Raw genomic sequence first — 18619 nt, forward strand, 5'->3', positions numbered from 1 at the left:
AGCTCTTGTGTGATCGAACACACGTTCGATAGAATGGAGCATGGCTCGCACGAACCCCTCCTCAGACGCTCCCGGCGCCGCTCTGCGGCCCGCCACGGGGCCTGAGGGGCTGCGGGCCGTGCTCCACGCTCTGGGGGCTCTGGAGGGCGTGGATGACGCCGAGCGGATCGATCTGATCCGCCTCTTGGAGGAGCTCAAGGCGGCGGCCGCCGCGGCGCAGGCCCGGATCGAGGTCGCCTTCGACGCCTCCCAGCGCCGCGAGCAGGCCGCGGCCGGAGTGCGCGCCGCGCACCAGGGCAGGGGAGTGGCCTCGCAGATCGCCGCCGCGCGGCGGGAGTCGCCGCACCGCGGGTCGCGTGCGCTGGGCTTCGCCAAGGCCCTCGTCCACGAGATGCCGCACACGCACGCTCTGCTCGCCAGCGGCGTGCTCTCGGAGTGGCGCGCCACCATCCTCGTGCAGGAGACCGCCTGCCTGTCGGTGGAGGACCGCGAGGCCGTGGACCGGATCCTGTGCGCGGACCCGGCCCGTCTGGAGGGTCTCGGCACCCGGCAGATCAAGGCCGAGGCGATGAAGCTGGCCTACCGCCTCGACCCCGCCTCCGTCGTACGACGCCGGGCTCGGGCCGAGGCCGATCGGCGGGTGAGCATCCGCCCCGCCCCCGACACGATGGTCCAGGTGACCGGCCTGGTCCCGATGGTCCAGGGAGTCGCCTGCCACGCCGCGCTCAGCAAGGCCGCCGACGCGCTCGTCGCGGCCGGGGACCCGCGCAGCCGCAGCCAGATGATGGCCGACCTGTTCGTCGAGCGGCTCACCGGCCAGGCCCGTGCGTCCGCCGTCTCGGTGGGCGTCGAGCTGGTGATGACGGACCGTGCGCTGCTCGGCGTCGACGACGCTCCCGCCCACGTCCCCGGCCAGGGCTCGCTGCCGGCCTGGCTGGCGCGCCGGGTCGTGGCTGAATCCGCCGACGACACCAGCGGGGCCCTGCAGGGCTGGTTGCGGCGGCTCTACGCGGACCCGACCAGCGGAGAGCTCGTCGCCCTGGACTCGCGGGCCCTGCACTTCCCCGAGGGCCTCGGCAGGTTCATCGACGTGCGCGACGACGGCGTCTGCCGCACCCCCTGGTGCGACGCGCCGATCCGGCACCGCGACCACGTCGTCGCCGTCGAGTCCGGCGGCCCCACCTCCGCGGGCAATGGTCAAGGGCTCTGCGTGCAGTGCAACCACGCCAAGCAGGCCCCCGGCTGGCAGGCCCGACCCCGACCCGGCCCACGGCACAGCGTCGTCACGATCACCCCGACCGGGCACTCCTACCGGTCGACGGCTCCACCGCTGCCCGGTCGCGCTGTCCAGGTGCGCAGCCGCCTCGAAGTCGCCTTCGCGGAGCTGGTCGCGAGCTAGACCGGCGCGCCTGAGATGAGCTGCCAGTCGGCTCAGCCGGCGCGGCCACCTGCGCCACCCGGTCGGCGATCAGTCAGCCTGAGGACAACTCGGTGCCGTCTGCCAGAGAGCGTGCTTGGGCACGAGCACGATCAGCAGGGGCAGTGACAGGAGAACCCGAGCAAGGCGCCCGCGTGTAGACGGAGGGGGTTGGGCAGGCGTCTTCGCCCACGCGAGAATCCACGCGAGCGCCCCGATTACCGCGGTCGGGCCCGCGAGGAAATAGCAAGACCATGTTCGCTCAGAGCGTCAGCGGCTCGTGCGGGTCCAAGGTCAGGCCGTAGCGGCGCAGCGCGTCGTCGAGGATCGCCCAGATCCCGCGTGCCAGGAAGTCGGCCATCTGCTGGAACGACGTGGTGCCCGGATTGTCGACCCAGCGCGTCGCCGCGGAGTCGACGTACCCGACCAGGCCCCAGGCGAGCGGCTCGGCGAGGCTGGTGTCGACCTCGAACAGAGTGAGGTAGCCGGCGAAGAGGTCGGACAGGTGCTGGGCGATGCTGCCCTTGATGTCGGTGACCACGTCGGAGCCGTCCGCGCCGGTCACCGAGCGCCGGGTCAGGTAGCGGTAGAGGTTGCTGTGCTCAGTGAGCCAGCGCAGGTGGGTGGCCACCGCGGTGGCGATCATGTCCGCGGGCGTGCCCTGGGGGTTCCATACCGGCTCGAGCTCGGCGGTGACCAGCTCGACGGCGCGGGCCGCGATCGCCTGGTTCAGCTCCTGGGCGCCGGCGAAGTGCTTGTACAGCCGGGTCCGGGCCACTCCGGCGCGCTGGGCAATCTGCTCAGTGGAGACGTCCGGCCCGTGCTCGGCGATCGCGAGCAGCGCCGCCTCGACGAACTCCGCGCGCCGCCGCTCGTGCTGCCCCGACCACCGCCGTGCGCGACCGTCGACGACCGCGTCGGAGGAGTGACCAGGGTCTCGGGACATGTGGCGATCCTACGTGGACAGGGTCTGGTCATTAGGGGGTACGTCGCGTACCGTGCAACTTGTGGGTACGACGTGTACCCGCTACGCATCGATCGATGGAGGCTCAATGACCACGTTCGCGCAGCCCACGGCCCCCAGCTCGACCGGATCCGTCAACGACATCTCCCGGCGTCTCCTGGAGTCCTCCGAGGAGCTCTCCTACGACCCGGCCACCGAGGTGGACTGGGACGCCGACCTCGACCCGTCGCACTACGGCCTGAACCCGGAGTGGAGCACGCTCTACGGCACGCAGCTGTGGGACGAGATGACCGAGCAGCAGCGGGTCACGCTGACCCGCCACGAGGTCGCCTCGATCATGAGCACCGGCATCTGGTTCGAGATGATCCTGCAGCAGATGGTGCTGCGCGACCAGTACGTCACGAACTACGCCAACCCCGAGTTCCGCTTCGCCCTCACCGAGGTCGCCGACGAGTGCCGCCACTCGATCATGTTCGCCCGCGCCTGCGAGAAGATGGGGATCGACGCCTACTTCCCGACCCGCACCAGCATCGAGCTCGGCCGGGTCTTCAAGGCCACCGCCTTCGGTGAGGGCGCGTACGGCGGCATCCTGGTCGCCGAGGAGGTCCTCGATGTCATGCAGCGCGACTGGATGCGCGGCGAGAACGTGCTGCCGCTGGTGCGCAAGACCAGCGAGATCCACGTCGTCGAGGAGTCGCGGCACATGAAGTTCGCGCGCCAGGAGATCCGCGAGCACATGGAAGGCGTCAGCCCGGCGCGCCGGCACTTCAGCGCCACCGTGATCGCGGCCGCCGCCTACTTCATCGTCAAGAACATGGTGAACAAGGACGTCTACGCCGCGGCCGGCCTCGACCCCGAGCGCGCCCTGGAGCAGGTCCGCAGCAACGAGCACCACAAGACGATGATGCGCGCGAGCTGCGCGCACCTGATGCACTTCCTCGCCGAGGTCGGCCTGCTCACCCGTCCCGCGATGGCCATCTACAAGCGCGTGGGAATGGTCTGAGCCGGTGGCGTTCGCGATCACGCAGGCCTGCTGTGCCGACGCCTCGTGCGTGTCGGTGTGCCCGGTCAACTGCATCAGCCCCACCCCCGAGGAGCGCGCCTTCGGCAGCACCGAGATGCTGCACATCGACCCGAAGGTCTGCATCGACTGCGGCGCCTGCGCGGACGCCTGCCCAGTGGACGCGATCAAGCCCGTCGACCTGCTGCGCGGGCCTGAGGAGGTCTACGCCGACATCAACGCGGCCTGGTTCGCCGAGGGCAACGCCACCCCCGAGTGGGGTAGCCCGGTCTTCCCGCCGTCGCTGCCCAACGGCTCGGCGCCGCTGCGGGTCGCGGTGGTCGGCACCGGTCCCTCGGCCGGGTACGCCGTGCAGTCCCTGCTCAGCACCAGCTGCAAGATCACCATGGTCGACCGGCTCGCCGACGCCGGCGGTCTGCTGCGCTACGGCGTGGCCCCCGACCACCTCGACACCCGCCGGATGGGGGAGCGCTTCGCCGCGTTCCACGCCCACCCGCGGGTCCGGATGCGGCTGGGCACCGAGGTCGGCGTCGACGTCAGCCACGCCGACCTGCTGGCCGAGCACGACGCGGTGATCTACGCCGTGGGCGCGGCCTCCGACCGCGCGCTGGACATCCCCGGTGAGGAGCTCGCCGGGTCGATGGCCGCGCGCACGTTCGTGGCCTGGTACAACGGCCACCCCGACGTCCCCGACGCCGCGATCGACCTCTCCGCCGAGCGTGCGGTGGTGATCGGCAACGGCAACGTCGCCCTCGACGTCGCCCGGATCCTGCTTGCCGAGCCGGACACCCTGGTGGGCAGCGCGATCGCGCCCGACGCGCTGGCCGCGCTGCGCCGCAGCCGGGTGCGCGAGGTCGTGCTGGTGGGCCGCCGCGGCCCCGAGCACGCGTCGTACAGCCGCTCGGAGCTGCACGCGCTGCGCGAGACCCCCGGACTCGACGTGGTGGTGGACGGCGACGCCGACCTGGCCGCCGCGATCGGTGCGGCGGGCCAGCGTGACAAGGGCTCGTGGTTGCAGGGGCTGCCGGTCGAGCCGGTCGACTGGTCGGCCCCGCCGCCGGCCGAACGCCGGCTGGTGCTGCGCTTCCATGCCACGCCGGTCGAGGTGCTCGGCGACACTGCCGTGAGCGCCGTACGGCTTCAGGAGACGACCGGCGCCGGGGGAGCGGTGGAGATCCCGACCGGACTGGTGCTCCGCTCGATCGGCTACCGCGGCGTCGCCGTGCCCGGGCTGCCCTTCGACGAGGCCACCGGCACGATCCCGCACCAGGCCGGGCGGGTCGTCGACCCGGCCACCGGCCAGCCGCTGCCCGGCACCTACGTCACCGGGTGGATCAAGCGCGGCCCGGTCGGGGGCATCGGCACCAACCGCGGCTGCGCCGCCGAGACCGTCGGCTCCCTCTTCGAGGACGCGGCCGCCGGGCGGCTGCCGGTGCGTCGCCGGCTCCCGCTGGTACGCCGTATCGTCCGCGACGTGGTGGGGGCGTAAGGCGCCGCGGCGGGATCTGGTTGCATGGGCGCCGTGACGAACGAAGACGCCGCCGAAGAGCTGGGACGACTGCGCGGGAGCATCGACAACCTCGATGCGGCCCTGGTGCACCTGCTCGCCGAGCGGTTCAAGTGCACCCAGCAGGTGGGCGAGCTCAAGGCCCGCGCCCAGATGCCGCCGGCCGACCCGGAGCGCGAGGCGTTCCAGATCGAGCGGCTGCGCGCGCTGGCCGAGAGCTCCGGCCTCGACCCGCGGTTCGCGGAGAAGTTCCTGAGCCTGATCATCGACGAGGTGATCCGCAACCACCGCACGATCCAGGGCGCGGAGGGCTGAGCGCTACTGCGTCGACGCCGGCGGCTCGGTGAGCACCCGCAGCGCCAGCTGCGTGGTCGCACCGACGCCGAGGTGGCCGACGACCCGTGAGACCCGGTCGGGCGGGAGCGGGAGCAGGCCGGGGGAGCCGGGCACGTCCGGGGTGAGCCCCAGGTCCAGGTCGGTGCGCCCGGACATCATCGAGAGGTTGAACTCGTAGCGCTCCCGGGCGCCCGGGGCGGTGAGCCGCTTGAGCAGCCCGGCGCCGATCCGGCGCAGCCCCATCTCCTCGCAATAGGAGTCGAGCGCCGCCACCAGGTTCTCGCCCGCGCAGTGGTCGATGTCGGCCCACACCGCCTGCATCGAGCCCAGCTGGGAGAGCAGCAGCGGCGCGGTCTTCTCGCCGATCCCCGGTACGCCGGGGAGGTTGTCGCTGGCGTCGCCGCGCAGGGCCGCGAACTCCAGGTAGCGCTCGGCCGCCACGCCGTACAGCGCCTGGATGCGGGCCGGGTTGAGCAGGGGCGAGGCGTTGATGCCGCCGTTGATCAGCCGCAGCACCTGGGTGTGCGCGCTGATGTGGGCGAAGGAGTCGCGGTCGGAGGTGATGATCACGCAGTTCCACCCCTCGCGCTCGGCCCAGGTGGCGGCCGAGGCGTTGACGTCGTCGGCCTCCAACCCGGGCGGCGTCAGGGTGTGGAAGCCCAGTGCGTCGAGCAGCGCGCCGGCACGCTCGAGCTGGTCGACCAGCTCGGGGTCCTTGGCCGCGCGACCGGCCTTGTACGCCGGGTAGGCCGTCTCGCGCACCGAGGAGCGCCGGTCGTCGAGGCCGAAGAGGACGGCGTCGGGCGCGAACTGGTCGATCGCCTCGAGGATCTGGCGCAGCATCCCGTGCAGCGCCCAGGCCGGGCGGCCGGTGCGGTCGCGCAGGTCGCTCTCCCGGCGCGCGTGGTGGTTGCGGTGCAGCAGGGAGGGCGCGTCGACGGCGAGGAGGAGGCGGCGCTCGTGACCGGTCAGCGCCCGGCCTCGAGCGATCCGAAGTAGTGGGCCAGGTAGAACGCCATCGCGCCCGCGGCCGCCGCGGCCGTCAGCCGGTCGCGGGTGGTCGTGGTCCGCCCCCGCAGCAGCAGGCTCCCGGCGGCCAGGTTCATCGTGCTCCAGGCGACGTTCGCCAGCGGCGAGGACAGCCCCACCCCCGGCGGCTGCGCGAACGGCGTCGGGAACCGCTGGCCGCTCACCCCCTTCACCCCGTGCGGCACGCCGTTGACCAGCAGGGCCCCGCCCGCGAGCGGGCGCACGGTGGCAGCGATGGTCCTCGAACGGCTCACGGGTGGTGCCTCTCGCTGCGTCGGGTGGGAGATCGGTGCTGAGAACAACCATTGCCTATGACGGGCGTCACATGGTCTGCTGCCCCCGACCTACCCGCAGGTAACGAGAGGGAGCCTAGTGCCGACCATCAATCTCAGGGGGATGGTGGCCGCGATCGCGGTCGCAGTCGTCATCCCGATGTCAGCAGGACCCGTCCACGCCGAGGACCCGCTCCCGGCCTTCTACCAGGCGCCCGCCACGCTGCCCGCAGCCAACGGCGACCTGGTCCGCAGCGAGCCGATGCGCTTCCTGCTCGATCCGGCCGGAGCGAGCGACGTCGCGTTCTCCTCCACCCGGGTGCTCTATCGCTCCACCGACCGCACCGGCGACCCGATCGCGGTGTCCGGCTCGGTGCTCGTCCCGAAGAAGCGGTGGGTCGGGCCCGGCAAGCGCCCGGTCATCGGGTACGCCGTCGGCACCCAGGGCATCGGGGACAGCTGTGCGCCGTCCCGGATGTTCAGCGAGGGCCTCGAGTACGAGGGCGTCTTCATGGCCGGCCTGCTCGCGCGCGGCTACGCGATCGCGATGACCGACTACGAGGGTCTCGGCACCGAGGGCATGCACACCTACATGGATCGGGAGTCGCAGGGCCACGCGGTCCTCGACGCGGTCCGCGCGGCGCAGCGCCTGCCCGGCAGCGGACTGGCAGCCGACAGCCCGGTCGCGTTCTACGGCTACTCCCAGGGTGGCGCCGGCAGCGCCTCGGCCGCGGAGCTCGCTGCGACGTACGCCCCGGAGCTGAAGGTGAAGGGCGCGGTCGCCGGCGCGGTGCCCGCGGACCTGGCCGCACTGCCCGGGGCGATCGACGGGACCCTGTTCTCGCTGTTCACCTGGTTCGCGATCGCCGGCCAGACCGCCAGCTACGACGTCGACATGGGCCCCTACCTCAACGCCGCCGGCAAGGAGATGTTCGCCGAGATCGCCGACGACTGCGTCTTCGACCTGTTCGGCTCGGCGTTCAAGAGCTCCGAGGACTACACCTCCGACGGCTCCAGCCTGGCCGAGCTGATCACGCGCGAGCCGTTCCGCACGATGATCGACGACCAACGCATCGGTCGCCGGGCACCGAAGGCGCCGGTGCTCCTCACCCACAGCCTTCTCGACGACGTGGTGCCCTACCGGGTCGGCAAGCAGCTGGCCAAGGACTGGTGCGCCGGTGGCGCCAACGTCCGGCTCAGCACCAACGCCAGCCCGGGCCACGTGGGCGGGATGCTGAACAACGCCGCGGAGGTCTACGGGTTCCTGGAGGCACGCCTGGCCGGCCTCCCGGCCACGTCGTCCTGCTGGCGGCTGTGACGGGCCGCCGTCACGCCGTGTAGGGCTCACTGGTTGGATGTGGTCATTACGACCCCGTTCTGATCCAGGAGCCACGCATGCGCCGTCGTCACCACCCGCGCCCCCAGCGTCGACGCTGGGCCGGCCTGCTCGCGGTGGTGGCGACGGCGCCGGCGCTGGCGGCCTGCGGCGGTGGGCTCAGCGAGCAGGGCTCGGCGGGCGACTCGGGGGGCTCCGGCACCGAGCTCCGGGTGGCCCTGGGCGGCGAGCCCGATGACGGCTTCGACCCCACCCTGGGCTGGGGGCGCTACGGCTCCCCGCTGTTCCAGTCGACGCTGCTGCGCCGCGACGCGGACCTCGGGCTCGTGCCCGAGCTCGCCACCGACTACCGGGTCAGCGAGGACGGGCTGACCTGGACCGTGGACCTGCGCGACGACGCCGTGTTCACCGACGGGGAGCCGGTGAGCGCCGCCGACGTGGCCTACACGTTCAACACCGCCGCCGAGCAGGGCGGCCTCACCGACGTGACGGCGCTGCGCACCGCCGAGGTCGTCGACGCCGACACGGTCGCCCTACACCTCGACGAGCCGCGCAGCGCGTTCGTGAACCGGCTGGCGTCGCTGGGGATCGTGCCCGAGCACGCCCACGGCAAGGGCTACGCCGCCGACCCGGTGGGCTCCGGACCGTTCCGGCTGGTCTCCTGGCAGCGCGGTCAGCAGCTCGTCGTCGAGCGCAATGACGACTACTACGGCGACCTGCCGCAGTTCGAACGGATCACCTTCGTGTTCACCGACGAGGACGCGACCCTGGCGATGGCGCGCTCCGGCGAGCTGGAGCTGGCCTCGGTGGCCTCGTCGCTGGCGACGAGCCCGGTGCCGGGGATGCGGGTCGCGGCGGTGCCGTCGGTGGACAACCGCGGGATCGCGTTCCCCACCGTCGCTGACACCGGACGCCATTCTCCGGCCGGCGCGCCGATCGGCAACGACGTCACCGCCGACGTCGCCGTACGCCGCGCGGTCAACGTCGCGGTCGACCGGGAGGCGCTGGTCGACGGCGTCCTGGAGGGGTACGGCGCCCCGGCCGCCGGACCGGCCGACCACCTGCCGTGGGCCAACCCCGACGCCGTCATCGAGGACGCCGACGCCGCGGGCGCCGCCGCGATCCTGCAGGAGGCGGGCTGGGTCGACGCCGACGGCGACGGGGTGCGCGAGAAGGCGGGCGTGCCGGCGAGCTTCACGCTGCTCTACCCGGCCGGGGACTCGCTGCGCCAAGGCCTGGCGCTCAGCGTCGTCGACATGGTGGCCGAGGCGGGGATCGAGGTGCGCGCCGAGGGCGCCAGCTGGGAGGAGATCTACCAGCGGCTGCACTCCGACGCGGTGATGTTCGGCTGGGGCAGCCACGACCCGACCGAGATGTACAACCTCTACCACTCCAGCCGGGCCGGGGTGGAGCTCTACAACCCCGGCTACTACGCCAGCGAGACGGTCGACGGCCACCTCGACGCGGCGATGCGCGCCACCGACCAGGAGGCGGCCACCGAGCACTGGCGGGCCGCGCAGCTCGACGAGGCCGGCGACGGCTTCACCGCGGCCGGCGACGCCGCGTGGGCCTGGCTGGTCAACCTCGAGCACACCTACTACGTCGACGAGTGCCTGGACCTGGGCGAGCTCCAGGTCGAGCCGCACGGACACGGCTGGCCGATCACGGCAGGCATCGCGCAGTGGCGCCGCACCTGCTGAGCGAGGACGGCGCGCCGTCGCGACGACGAGGCCGCCGTCGGGCGCTGCTGCGCGCCGTCCGCCTGCTCTCGCTGCTGGCGGCGGTGGCGGTCGGCTCCTTCCTGCTGCTGCTCGGCTCCCCGGTCGACCCGGTCGACGCCTACGTAGGTGCCGACGTGGCCGCCGTGGGACCCGAGCAGCGCGCCCAGATCGAGGAGCGGTGGGGCCTGGACCGGCCGCCGATCGAGCGGCTCGCGGACTGGGGAGGCCGGCTGCTGCAGGGCGACCTGGGCCACTCCCAGATCTACGACGCGCCGGTCACCGCGGTGATCGCCGACCGCTTCGCGGCCAGCCTGAGCCTGATGGCGCTGGCCTGGCTGTTCTCGGGGGTGATCGGGTTCTCGCTCGGGCTGCTGGCCGGGATGAGGTCGGGGAGCCGGCTGGACCGGGCCCTGACCTGGGTGGCCTACCTGCTGGCGTCGGCGCCGACGTTCTGGGTGGCGCTGGTGCTGCTCTACGTGTTCTCGGTGTCGCTGCAGTGGACTCCGGTGTGCTGCGCGGCCCCGGTCGGCATGCTGCCCGGTGAGGCCGGGCTGCTGGACCGGCTGCACCACCTGCTGCTCCCGGCGCTGACGCTGAGCGTGGTCGGCATCTCGCCTGTGCTGCTGCACACCCGTGAGGCGACCCTGGAGGTGCTGCGCAGCGACTACGTGCGGTTCGCGCGCGCCCAGGGCGAGCGCGGCTGGGGGCTGACCATCCACCGGGTGCTGCGCAACGCCGCCGGCCCGGCGCTGATGCTGCAGTTCAGCTCGGTGGGCGAGCTGTTCGGTGGCTCCCTACTGGCCGAGCAGGTCTTCACCTATCCCGGGCTCGGTGAGGCGACCACGGCGGCCGCGCTGCGCCAGGACGTGCCGCTGCTGCTGGGGATCGCGCTGTTCACCGCGCTGTTCGTCTTCGCCGGCAACGCGCTGGGCGACCTCGCCCACCGGGCCGCGGACCCGCGCCTGCGCGCCGAGGCGGTCCGATGAGCACGGCGACGCTGCAGGCGGTGCCCGGCGCTCGCCGTACCCGTCTGGTGGCCGGCGCCGCCTTCGGCGCCGTGGTGGTGGCGGTGGTGTTGGTCGGGGCCGCGCTCACCGCCGACCAGGCCGGTCTCACCCACCTGGCCTCACGCAACCAGGGGCCCTCGCTGGAGTACTGGTTCGGCACCGACCGACTGGGCCGCGACCTGTTCGCCCGGGTCCTGTCCGGGCTGCGGCTGAGCCTGGTCGTCGGCACGGTGGCGGCCCTGATGTCCGGGGCCATCGCGCTGCTGCTGGCCTGCGTGGCCACCGCGGGCGGCGCGTGGGGCCGGGCGGTCGTGGACTGGCTGGTCGACCTGTTCCTGGCGCTGCCGCACCTGGTCCTGCTGATCCTGGTCTCCTTCACCCTCGGCGGGGGCACCACCGGGGTCGTGCTGGCGATCGGCCTGACGCACTGGCCGCGGCTGACCCGGGTGCTGGCGTCGGTGGGCCACGAGATCGTGCGCGCCGACTACGTCGGGGTCTCCCGCGCGCTGGGGCACGGCCGGTTGCACGTGGCGCGCCGCCACGTCCTGCCGCACCTGCTGCCGCACCTGCTGGTCGGGGTGGTGCTGATGTTCCCGCACGCGATCCTGCACGAGGCGGCGCTGTCGTTCCTCGGCCTCGGCGTCGACCCCGGCGAGCCCGCGGTCGGCGTGCTGCTGGCGGAGTCGATGCGCTCGCTGTCCGCGGGGCACTGGTGGCTGGCGGTGCTGCCGGGGGCCTGCCTGCTGCTGCTCGTGCGCGGGATCGACGTCGTCGGCGACGCCGTCCGCGCCCTCATCGACCCGTACAGCCGCCATGAGTGAGGGGAAGTCCGTGATGAGTGACTCGCCGATGCTCGAGGTGGAGGACCTGCGCGTCGGGTTCGTCCAGTACGAGCGCGGGCTGCGGCGCCGTACCGTCGAGGTGCTCACCGGGATGGACCTGCGCGTGGGCGCCGGGGAGCTGGTCGCCGTGGTCGGGGCCAGCGGCGCCGGCAAGAGCCTGCTCGCCCATGCCGTGCTCGGCCTGCTGCCGGCCAACGCGGTCGAGCAGGGCGTGGTGCGCATCCGCGGCGAGGCCGTCGACCCCGAGGCCCGCCGCCGGCTGGCCGGACGCGGGGTGGGTCTGCTGCCGCAGTCCCTGTCGCACCTCGACCCGACCGCGAGCGTGGGCGCGCAGGTACGGCGTGCGGCGCGCCTGGCCGGGTCCTCGGACCCGCGCCGCGACGCCCGGACGGCCCTGGCCGCGCGCGGGCTGGGCGCGGAGGTGGAGCGGCGCCGACCGCACGAGCTGTCGGGCGGGATGGCCCGACGGGTGCTCACCGCGATCGCGCTGCTGGGACGCCCCGCGCTGCTGGTGGCCGACGAGCCGACCCCCGGGCTGCCCCAGACGCAGGTGCGCGAGACCCTCGCCGAGCTGCGTGCGGTGGCCGACGACGGGGCGGGAGTCGTGCTGATCACCCACGACCTGCGCAACGGCCTCGCGGTGGCCGACCGGGTGGTGGTCTGCGTGGCCGGGCGCACCGTGGACGTGGTCGACCCGGAGCGCTTCGCCGGCGGCGGAGAGCAGCTGGAGCACCCGTGGACCCGGGCGATGTGGCGGGCCCTTCCCGGCAACGGGTTCCTGGTCGAGGGAGCGCTCAGTGCTGCACGGTGAGGGACTGCACGGTGAGGGGCTGTGGCTGCGGCACCGCCTGCGCGGCCCGTGGGTCCTGCGCGACGCGCAGGTCTCGGTCGGGGCCGGCGAGGTGGTCGGCATCCAGGGCCCCAGCGGCTGCGGGAAGACCACGCTGGCCCGCGTCCTGGCGGGTCTTGCGCGGCCCGGCCGCGGCGCGGTGAGCGTGGACGGGGAGCCGCTGCCGGCCCGCGGGCTGCAGCCGGTGCAGCTGGTGCAGCAGCACCCGGAGCGGGCGATGAACCCGCGCTGGCGGATCGGGCAGGTGCTCGCCGAGGCCGGGGGAGGGCCCGGGGTGGTCGAGGGGCTCGTGGAGGAGGACTGGCTCGAACGGCATCCGCACGAGCTCAGCGGTGGCGAGCTGCAGCGCGTCAACCTGGCCCGGGCGCTGCGCACGGATCCGCGCTACCTGGTCCTGGACGAGATCTCGAGCAGCCTGGACCCGCTGGCCCAGGCGGACCTGTGGCGGTGCGTCGCCGACACGGTGCGGACCCGGGGAGTCGGAGTGCTGGTGATCTCCCACGACGGCCCCCTGCTCGCGGAGGTGTGTGACCGGGTGCTGGCCTTCGACGCCGTCCAGGGCGGTGCCGCGCCGGCCGATGCCTACTTGGGCTCGTAGACCCGCAGCGTGACGCCGTCGCGCTCCTCGGTGCGGTCGGTGGCGACGTAGGTGACCGAGCCGCCGCCGACGTCCTCGTAGGACAGCGTGGCGTCGGGCCTCGCGACGTACGCCGGCTCACCGTCGCCGGGGCCGCCGTGGAGCAGTGCGTTGGGAGTCTCGGTGGTCATCGCCCCACCGTAGCCCGATGAGTTCGCCGCGTCGCTCGGGTCGTTAGCCGACAGGGAGGACCACGAGCGAAGGAGAGCGGCGATGACGAGCGTCACGGCCAGCATGTTCACCGCCCTGGACGGAGGCGTGGACCCGGGGATCGGCAACTGGCACTTCCCCTACTTCAACGACGAGATGGGCGAGGCGGTGGGCGGCACCCACGAAGCCGACGTGATGCTGTTCGGGCGGGTGACCTACGACAGCTTCGCCGGCGCCTGGCCGGTCCGCGAGCAGGCGGGGGAGGAGGACGCGCCGTTCGCCAAGCAGCTCGGCGACGTGCGCAAGATCGTCGCGTCGCGCAGCCCGCTGGAGTTCAGCTGGCGCAACTCCGAGCAGCTGCAGGGCGACCTGCTCGAGACGGTGGCGGCGCTGAAGAGCGACCCGGAGATCGGCCGGATCGTGCTGAGCGGCTCGGTGTCGGTGGTGCGCCAGCTGATCGACGCCGGCCTCCTCGACGAGCTGCACCTGTTCCTGCACCCCGCGACGGCCGGCTCCGGGCTGCGGCTCTTCGAGGACGGCGGCCCGGAGCGCCACCTGCGGCTGATCTCGGCCCAGCCCTTCCAGACCGGGGTGGTGCACCTGGCCTACGCCCCCTCCGCCCCCGCGCCGGCGGGCGGGGCCGCGGACACTCGCTGAGGTACGCCGCGTTCAGCCGCCGTTCAGCCGGTCTGCGCAAGAATGGCTGCTCCCGACCCCGGAGGCAGACATGCGCGTACTCGTCGTCGACGACGAGAAGCGGCTCGCCCGATCCCTCAAGGTGGGCCTGGAGGCCGAGGGCTTCTCGGTCGACGTCGCTCACGACGGCACCGACGGTCTGTGGCTGGCGCGGGAGAACACCTACGACGCGATCGTGCTCGACCTGATGCTGCCGGGGATCAACGGCTACAAGGTCTGCGAGACGCTGCGCGCGGAGAAGGACTGGACCCCGATCCTGATGCTCACCGCGAAGGACGGCGAGTGGGACCAGGTGGAGGGCCTCGACACCGGGGCCGACGACTACCTCACCAAGCCGTTCTCGTTCCCGGTGCTCGTCGCGCGGCTGCGCGCGGTGGCCCGCCGTGGCGCGCGCGAGCGGCCCACCCTGCTCGAGGTCGGCGACATCCGGATCGACCCGGCGGCCCGGCGGGTCTGGCGCGGCGACGTCGAGGTGGAGCTGACCGCACGGGAGTTCTCGATGCTCGCGTTCCTGGCCCGACACAAGGGCGACGTGGTCTCGAAGCGACAGATCCTCGAGGCCGTCTGGGACCTCGACTTCGAGGGCGACCCCAACATCGTCGAGGTCTACATCCGCCACCTGCGCAACAAGATCGACCGTCCGTTCGGCCGGGCGGCGATCCAGACGCTGCGCGGGGCGGGCTACCGGCTGGGCACCGACGGTGGCTGAGCGCCGCGGCAGCCGGGCCTCGGTGCGGCTGCGCACGACCGCGGCGGCCGTGCTGGTGGTGGCGATCGCCCTGGGCATCGCGGCCCTCACCCTGGTGGTGCTGGTTCGGGAGTCGCTGCGCGACGGGCTGGAGTCGAGCGCCGAGCAACGCGCCTCCGCGCTGGTCGAGGAGATCGAGCGGGCCGGGCTGCCGGACGCGCCGGTCGGCGACGACGGTGCGCCGAACGACCGCGAGGACCGCGACGACCGCCGGGACCGCGAGGACCGCGACGACCGCGATGAACAGGATGAGCCGGACGAGCTCGTCTGGCAGGTGATCGACGAGTCCGGGCGCGTGGTGCGCGGCTCCGAGCCCCTGGAGCAGCCGCTGCCGGTCGACGACGCCGACGGGGTCCGGCTGCCGGGGGCCGACCACCGCTACGTCGTGGTCGCCGACGACGCCTCGAACGGCGAGCGCGACTACGACGTGGCGGTCGCGGTGTCGCTGGAGGACGTCGAGGACTCCACCGACGCGCTGATCACGCCGCTGCTCGTCGGGCTGCCGCTGGTCCTGCTGCTGGTGGGCGGTACGACGTGGGTGGTGGCCACCCGGGCGCTGGCACCGGTCGAGCGGATCCGCCGCGAGGTGGAGCAGATCACCGGGGACCGCCTGGACCTGCGGGTGCCCGTGCCGCGTTCCAGCGACGAGATCCACCGGCTGGCGGCGACCATGAACCAGATGCTCGGGCGCCTCGAGGACTCCCATGACCGCCAGCAGCAGTTCGTCGCCGACGCCTCCCACGAGCTGCGCTCCCCGCTGGCGAGCATCCGCCAGACCGCCGAGGTCGCCCACGCCCACCCCGGAGCCCTCCCCGAGGGAGAGCTCGCCGAAGCCGTCCTCGAGGAGTCCGAGCGCATGCAGCACCTCATCGAGCAGCTGCTGGTGCTCACGCGTACCGGCTCGGGTGCGGCCGCTCGCGCTCCCCAGGACGTCGACCTCGACGACCTGGCCCTGACCGAGGCCCGGCGTGCGGTCCGGGCGGACCTGGCGGTCGACACCTCCGGCGTCGGCGCCGGCCGGGTCCGCGGTGACGACACCGGGCTGGCGCAGGTGGTGCGCAACCTCGTCGACAACGCCGTACGGCATGCGCGCTCCAGACTGGCGCTCTCGGTCACGGAGCAGGACGGCGAGGTGCTGCTGGTCGTCGACGACGACGGGCCCGGCATCGCCCCCGACCAGCGCGAGCGCGTCTTCGAGCGTTTTGTGCGTCTGGACGAGGCGCGCGCCCGCGACGCCGGGGGCAGCGGCCTCGGTCTCGCGATCGTGCGCGCGATCGTCACCGCGCACGGCGGGTCGGTCGGCGTCGGGACGTCCCCGCTGGGCGGGGCGCGCTTCGTCGTACGGCTGCCGGCCAGCGGTGGCACGGCAACCTGAAAGCGCGTTCAGGCGCGTTCAGGTGGGCTTCAGCGACCCCGTTGCACGCTTGGTACAGCAAGTCAGCAACCCCTGAGAACGCGAAGAGAGGCCCTTCATGGACACCGCCAAGCTCCGCCGCAAGCGGGTCGTCATCCCCACCATCGCCACCGTTGCCGTCCTCGGCGTCGGCGCCACGGTCTGGACCGCGACCGCCGACCAGAAGGTCGAGGGCAGCGAGCGCGACCGGGTCAGCGCCGCGGCTGTGGAGGCCGTGGGTGGTGGCACCGTGATCGACGTCGAGAAGAGCGACGACGCCGGTGAGGCCTACGAGGTCGAGGTCCGCCTCGACGACGGCACCACGACCGACGTCACCCTCGACGAGAACCTCGACGTCGTCAGCCAGGACGTCGACGACCGCGACGACCGCGACGACCGCGATGACCGCGATGACCGTGGAGACCGCGGAGACCGCGATGACCGTGGAGACCGCGGAGACCGCGACGACCGCGACGACCGAGGCCGGATCGACGAGCGCGATGACGACCGCGACCGCCGTGACGACGACCGGGTGCTCACCGACAGCGAGTTCGCCTCGGCCGAGAGGGCCGCGCTCAGCGCGGTCGGCGGCGGGAAGGTGATCCGGGTGGAGGCCAGCGACGACGGAGTTCAGGCCTACGAGGTCGAGGTCCTCGACAGCGACAACACCGAGTGGGACGTGGACCTGGACGCCAGCTTCAAGGTGCTCGACAAGACCCGCGACAACTGACCGGGAGGTCGGGGCGCGCCTCGCCTGTGGTGAGGGGGCGCGTCCCGGCCACGGTCTCGGGAGGAGAGACGTGAGCAAAGTCAAGGGGGCCGCCACGTCGACGGCGCACGAGCCGACCCGGCCGAGGAGGCCCGGGGGCAGCCCCGTGGTGATCCTGCTGATGGCGATCGTGCTCGTACCGGCGATCATGCTCGCCGACACCTTCGATGCCGGCCCCGCAGCCATCATCGGCGGCCTGGTCGCTCTGTTCTCCCTGATCGCCCTCATGGGCGGCCCCCTGCGCGCCGACCTGCGTACGGCCGCGCTGATGGTGCCGCTTCTGCTGCTCGGGGCCATCGTCCCGCGGCTGCTGACCGATGTCTGGCGCCCAGCCGCGATCGCGCTCGTCGTGGTGATCTGCTTCGTGGCCGCCCTGCTCCCCAGGCTGGGGCCGCGCTTCGAGCATGCCGGCCTGGGCCTCGCGATGACCACGCTGTACGCCTACGCCTACGCGACCCACGGGGCGACGGACCACCGGCAGGTGATCGCGGCCGCGGTGGCCGGCGTCGTCGTGGCGCTCCTGCTGCGGGTCGTCCTCGGCATCTCCGATCCCTCCAAGCCGACCCGCGACCAGGTCGCCGACGTCCTCGTCGCCGACGATGCGGCCGCGGCGACCGCGACCGCCATCGACACCTGGCTCAGCGACGGCCGACAGCGCTGGTTGGCCACCGCCCTCGAGGGGGCCTCGCGATACCGCCTGGCGCTGCGCGCCGGCGAGGTCACCGGGTCTGCTCGCCCGGAGGAGGCCGCAACCCTCCGCCACCGGGCGGCGGACCTCGCCGACCGGCTGCGCGACAAGCACGCCCCCGACGCCGACGCCGCCCCCGGCGTCACGGCCGGTGTCTCGACGGGCCCCACCACCGTCGAGTCGCTGGGCCAGGCCGCGGCGGCGCTCGACACCGTGGCGCAGGCGGTCCGCAAGCGGGATACGACTGCCGTGGTGCTCGACCGTGGCAGCCGGCACGAGCTCCGCGACGCGGTCCTGCACCCGTCCGCCCGGCTGCGCTCGATCCAGGTGCGGCATGCGCTCCGGACTGCCTTCGGGCTGCTGGTCATGCTGGTCCTCACGGCAAGCCTCGGCCCGGGAGACCCCCTGGTCGCCACGGTGCTCCTGACCACCTTCACGATCCTCCAGGCGAGCTGGCGCGACACCCTCGGCAAGGCGAGATCCAAGATCATCGGCCTGGTGTGCGGGGCGGCTGCCGTTGCCGTGATCCTGCTGGTCGTGCCAGAGCGGTACCTCACCGCGATCGCCGCCGTGTCGCTTGCCCTCGGACTCTGGTACATCACCACCCGGCCCGCGCTGGGCAGCGCCTTCATGGTGGTCGTCAGTGTGGGCATCAACGCCGCCAGCCGTCACCTCGACGCCGGGGACCTGCTCGTCCAGTACGTCGTCCTGACCGCCTGCGCCGTGGTGGTCGGGGTGGTCCTCGGCTTCATCGTCGTACCGGCGTTCCGGCCGGCGCCGTTGCGTGAGCGGGTCGTGTCGGCGACCGAGGCGACCGAGGCCGTGCTGCGCGCCGCCGCGCACGGGGCCACGTCATCGGTTCCCGAGTTCGTCGCGCTGCAACGCGACGCCGCGCAGAAGCAGGACGAGCTGGTTCCGGATCGCGACCACCTCGACGATCGACAGCTCGCCGAGCTCGATCGTCTCCGCTCCGGGTTGCGTGACCTCAGCACTCTCGTCAACACCGCCACCCTGGACCGCGCGTCGCTGACGGGGGCCGCCACGATGCTCCAGGCAGCCGACGGGGCAGCCGACGGGGCAGCCGACGGTCCGGCGCAGCTCCCGGCCACGAACGGCGCCACCTCCTCCACACTCTGGGGCCTCGTCGAGCAGACCGGCGCCGCCGAGCGCCGCCTGCTGCGCACGCTGCCGTCGACCGGCTGACGGGCGCGATCCGCCGGCGCCCGGAGGGCGGGG

General features: G+C 73.1%; 19 protein-coding genes. 15 read left to right on the forward strand and 4 right to left on the reverse strand.

Annotated features, from left to right (window positions below; genetic code table 11):
- Window positions 1–118 precede the first annotated feature (118 nt).
- The gene (locus AC6EI4_RS15205; RefSeq protein WP_498451970.1) at window positions 119–1399 is read left to right on the forward strand and encodes an HNH endonuclease; all 1281 of its coding nucleotides are present in this window, start codon (window positions 119–121) and stop codon (window positions 1397–1399) included.
- A 280-nt stretch (window positions 1400–1679) separates the two neighbouring features.
- Here AC6EI4_RS15205 and AC6EI4_RS15210 read toward each other — a convergent pair whose 3' ends face one another.
- Window positions 1680–2363 (reverse strand): TetR/AcrR family transcriptional regulator, encoded by a 684-nt coding sequence (locus AC6EI4_RS15210; RefSeq protein WP_498424597.1) that lies wholly within the window; start codon window positions 2361–2363, stop codon window positions 1680–1682.
- Between the two features lie 106 nt (window positions 2364–2469).
- Here AC6EI4_RS15210 and AC6EI4_RS15215 point away from each other — a divergent pair, with 106 nt between their 5' ends.
- Genes AC6EI4_RS15215 through AC6EI4_RS15225 form a run of 3 tightly spaced genes read left to right on the forward strand, consistent with a single transcriptional unit; the run spans window position 2470 to window position 5224 of the window.
- A complete protein-coding gene (locus AC6EI4_RS15215) occupies window positions 2470–3384 on the forward strand; it encodes an AurF N-oxygenase family protein (protein WP_498451971.1) in 915 nt (304 codons plus the stop codon).
- A gap of 4 nt (window positions 3385–3388) precedes the next feature.
- Window positions 3389–4891, forward strand: a complete 1503-nt coding sequence (locus AC6EI4_RS15220; RefSeq protein WP_498451972.1) for an FAD-dependent oxidoreductase — start codon at window positions 3389–3391, stop codon at window positions 4889–4891.
- Window positions 4892–4924: 33 nt separating this feature from the next.
- Window positions 4925–5224 (forward strand): chorismate mutase, encoded by a 300-nt coding sequence (locus AC6EI4_RS15225; RefSeq protein WP_498424601.1) that lies wholly within the window; start codon window positions 4925–4927, stop codon window positions 5222–5224.
- A 3-nt stretch (window positions 5225–5227) separates the two neighbouring features.
- On the opposite strand, the gene AC6EI4_RS15230 is transcribed toward AC6EI4_RS15225, so the two are convergent.
- On the reverse strand, window positions 5228–6235 hold the full coding sequence (locus AC6EI4_RS15230) for a 5'-3' exonuclease (RefSeq protein WP_498424653.1): 1008 nt from the start codon (window positions 6233–6235) through the stop codon (window positions 5228–5230).
- Window positions 6214–6528, reverse strand: coding sequence for a hypothetical protein (locus AC6EI4_RS15235; RefSeq protein ID WP_498452101.1), 315 nt, complete (start codon window positions 6526–6528; stop codon window positions 6214–6216). Before AC6EI4_RS15235 ends, AC6EI4_RS15230 begins: the two co-directional genes overlap by 22 nt.
- A gap of 142 nt (window positions 6529–6670) precedes the next feature.
- On the opposite strand from AC6EI4_RS15235, the gene AC6EI4_RS15240 reads away from it, so the two are divergent.
- The 6 genes from AC6EI4_RS15240 (at window position 6671) to AC6EI4_RS15265 (ending at window position 12900) form a co-directional block, all read left to right on the forward strand.
- Entirely contained in the window at window positions 6671–7864 is a 1194-nt protein-coding gene (locus AC6EI4_RS15240; RefSeq protein WP_498451973.1) for a lipase family protein, read from the forward strand.
- A gap of 77 nt (window positions 7865–7941) precedes the next feature.
- Window positions 7942–9582, forward strand: a complete 1641-nt coding sequence (locus AC6EI4_RS15245; RefSeq protein WP_498451974.1) for an ABC transporter substrate-binding protein — start codon at window positions 7942–7944, stop codon at window positions 9580–9582.
- On the forward strand, window positions 9564–10589 hold the full coding sequence (locus AC6EI4_RS15250) for an ABC transporter permease (RefSeq protein WP_498451975.1): 1026 nt from the start codon (window positions 9564–9566) through the stop codon (window positions 10587–10589). The genes AC6EI4_RS15245 and AC6EI4_RS15250 overlap by 19 nt, the downstream gene beginning before the upstream one ends.
- The gene (locus AC6EI4_RS15255) at window positions 10586–11431 is read left to right on the forward strand and encodes an ABC transporter permease (RefSeq protein ID WP_498451976.1); all 846 of its coding nucleotides are present in this window, start codon (window positions 10586–10588) and stop codon (window positions 11429–11431) included. The genes AC6EI4_RS15250 and AC6EI4_RS15255 overlap by 4 nt, the downstream gene beginning before the upstream one ends.
- A 13-nt stretch (window positions 11432–11444) precedes the next feature.
- Entirely contained in the window at window positions 11445–12263 is an 819-nt protein-coding gene (locus AC6EI4_RS15260) for an ATP-binding cassette domain-containing protein (protein WP_498451977.1), read from the forward strand.
- The gene (locus AC6EI4_RS15265; RefSeq protein WP_498451978.1) at window positions 12250–12900 is read left to right on the forward strand and encodes an ABC transporter ATP-binding protein; all 651 of its coding nucleotides are present in this window, start codon (window positions 12250–12252) and stop codon (window positions 12898–12900) included. The genes AC6EI4_RS15260 and AC6EI4_RS15265 overlap by 14 nt, the downstream gene beginning before the upstream one ends.
- Here AC6EI4_RS15265 and AC6EI4_RS15270 read toward each other — a convergent pair.
- Window positions 12885–13070: a hypothetical protein gene (locus AC6EI4_RS15270; RefSeq protein WP_498424612.1), complete on the reverse strand. Its 186-nt coding sequence runs from the start codon at window positions 13068–13070 to the stop codon at window positions 12885–12887. The two genes, AC6EI4_RS15265 and AC6EI4_RS15270, sit on opposite strands and share 16 nt — an antisense overlap.
- Window positions 13071–13152: 82 nt before the next feature.
- On the opposite strand from AC6EI4_RS15270, the gene AC6EI4_RS15275 reads away from it, so the two are divergent.
- From AC6EI4_RS15275 to AC6EI4_RS15295, 5 genes are all read left to right on the forward strand, one after another.
- The gene (locus AC6EI4_RS15275; protein WP_498451979.1) at window positions 13153–13746 is read left to right on the forward strand and encodes a dihydrofolate reductase family protein; all 594 of its coding nucleotides are present in this window, start codon (window positions 13153–13155) and stop codon (window positions 13744–13746) included.
- Window positions 13747–13816: 70 nt separating this feature from the next.
- Window positions 13817–14494: a response regulator transcription factor gene (locus tag AC6EI4_RS15280; protein WP_498424614.1), complete on the forward strand. Its 678-nt coding sequence runs from the start codon at window positions 13817–13819 to the stop codon at window positions 14492–14494.
- On the forward strand, window positions 14487–15908 hold the full coding sequence (locus tag AC6EI4_RS15285) for a sensor histidine kinase (RefSeq protein ID WP_498451980.1): 1422 nt from the start codon (window positions 14487–14489) through the stop codon (window positions 15906–15908). The genes AC6EI4_RS15280 and AC6EI4_RS15285 overlap by 8 nt, the downstream gene beginning before the upstream one ends.
- Window positions 15909–16005: 97 nt before the next feature.
- On the forward strand, window positions 16006–16656 hold the full coding sequence (locus tag AC6EI4_RS15290; RefSeq protein ID WP_498451981.1) for a PepSY domain-containing protein: 651 nt from the start codon (window positions 16006–16008) through the stop codon (window positions 16654–16656).
- 70 nt (window positions 16657–16726) lie between these two features.
- A complete protein-coding gene (locus AC6EI4_RS15295; protein ID WP_498451982.1) occupies window positions 16727–18586 on the forward strand; it encodes an FUSC family protein in 1860 nt (619 codons plus the stop codon).
- The last annotated feature ends 33 nt before the right edge of the window (window positions 18587–18619 follow it).

This window comes from Nocardioides sp. Z43_10 (assembly GCF_059766615.1).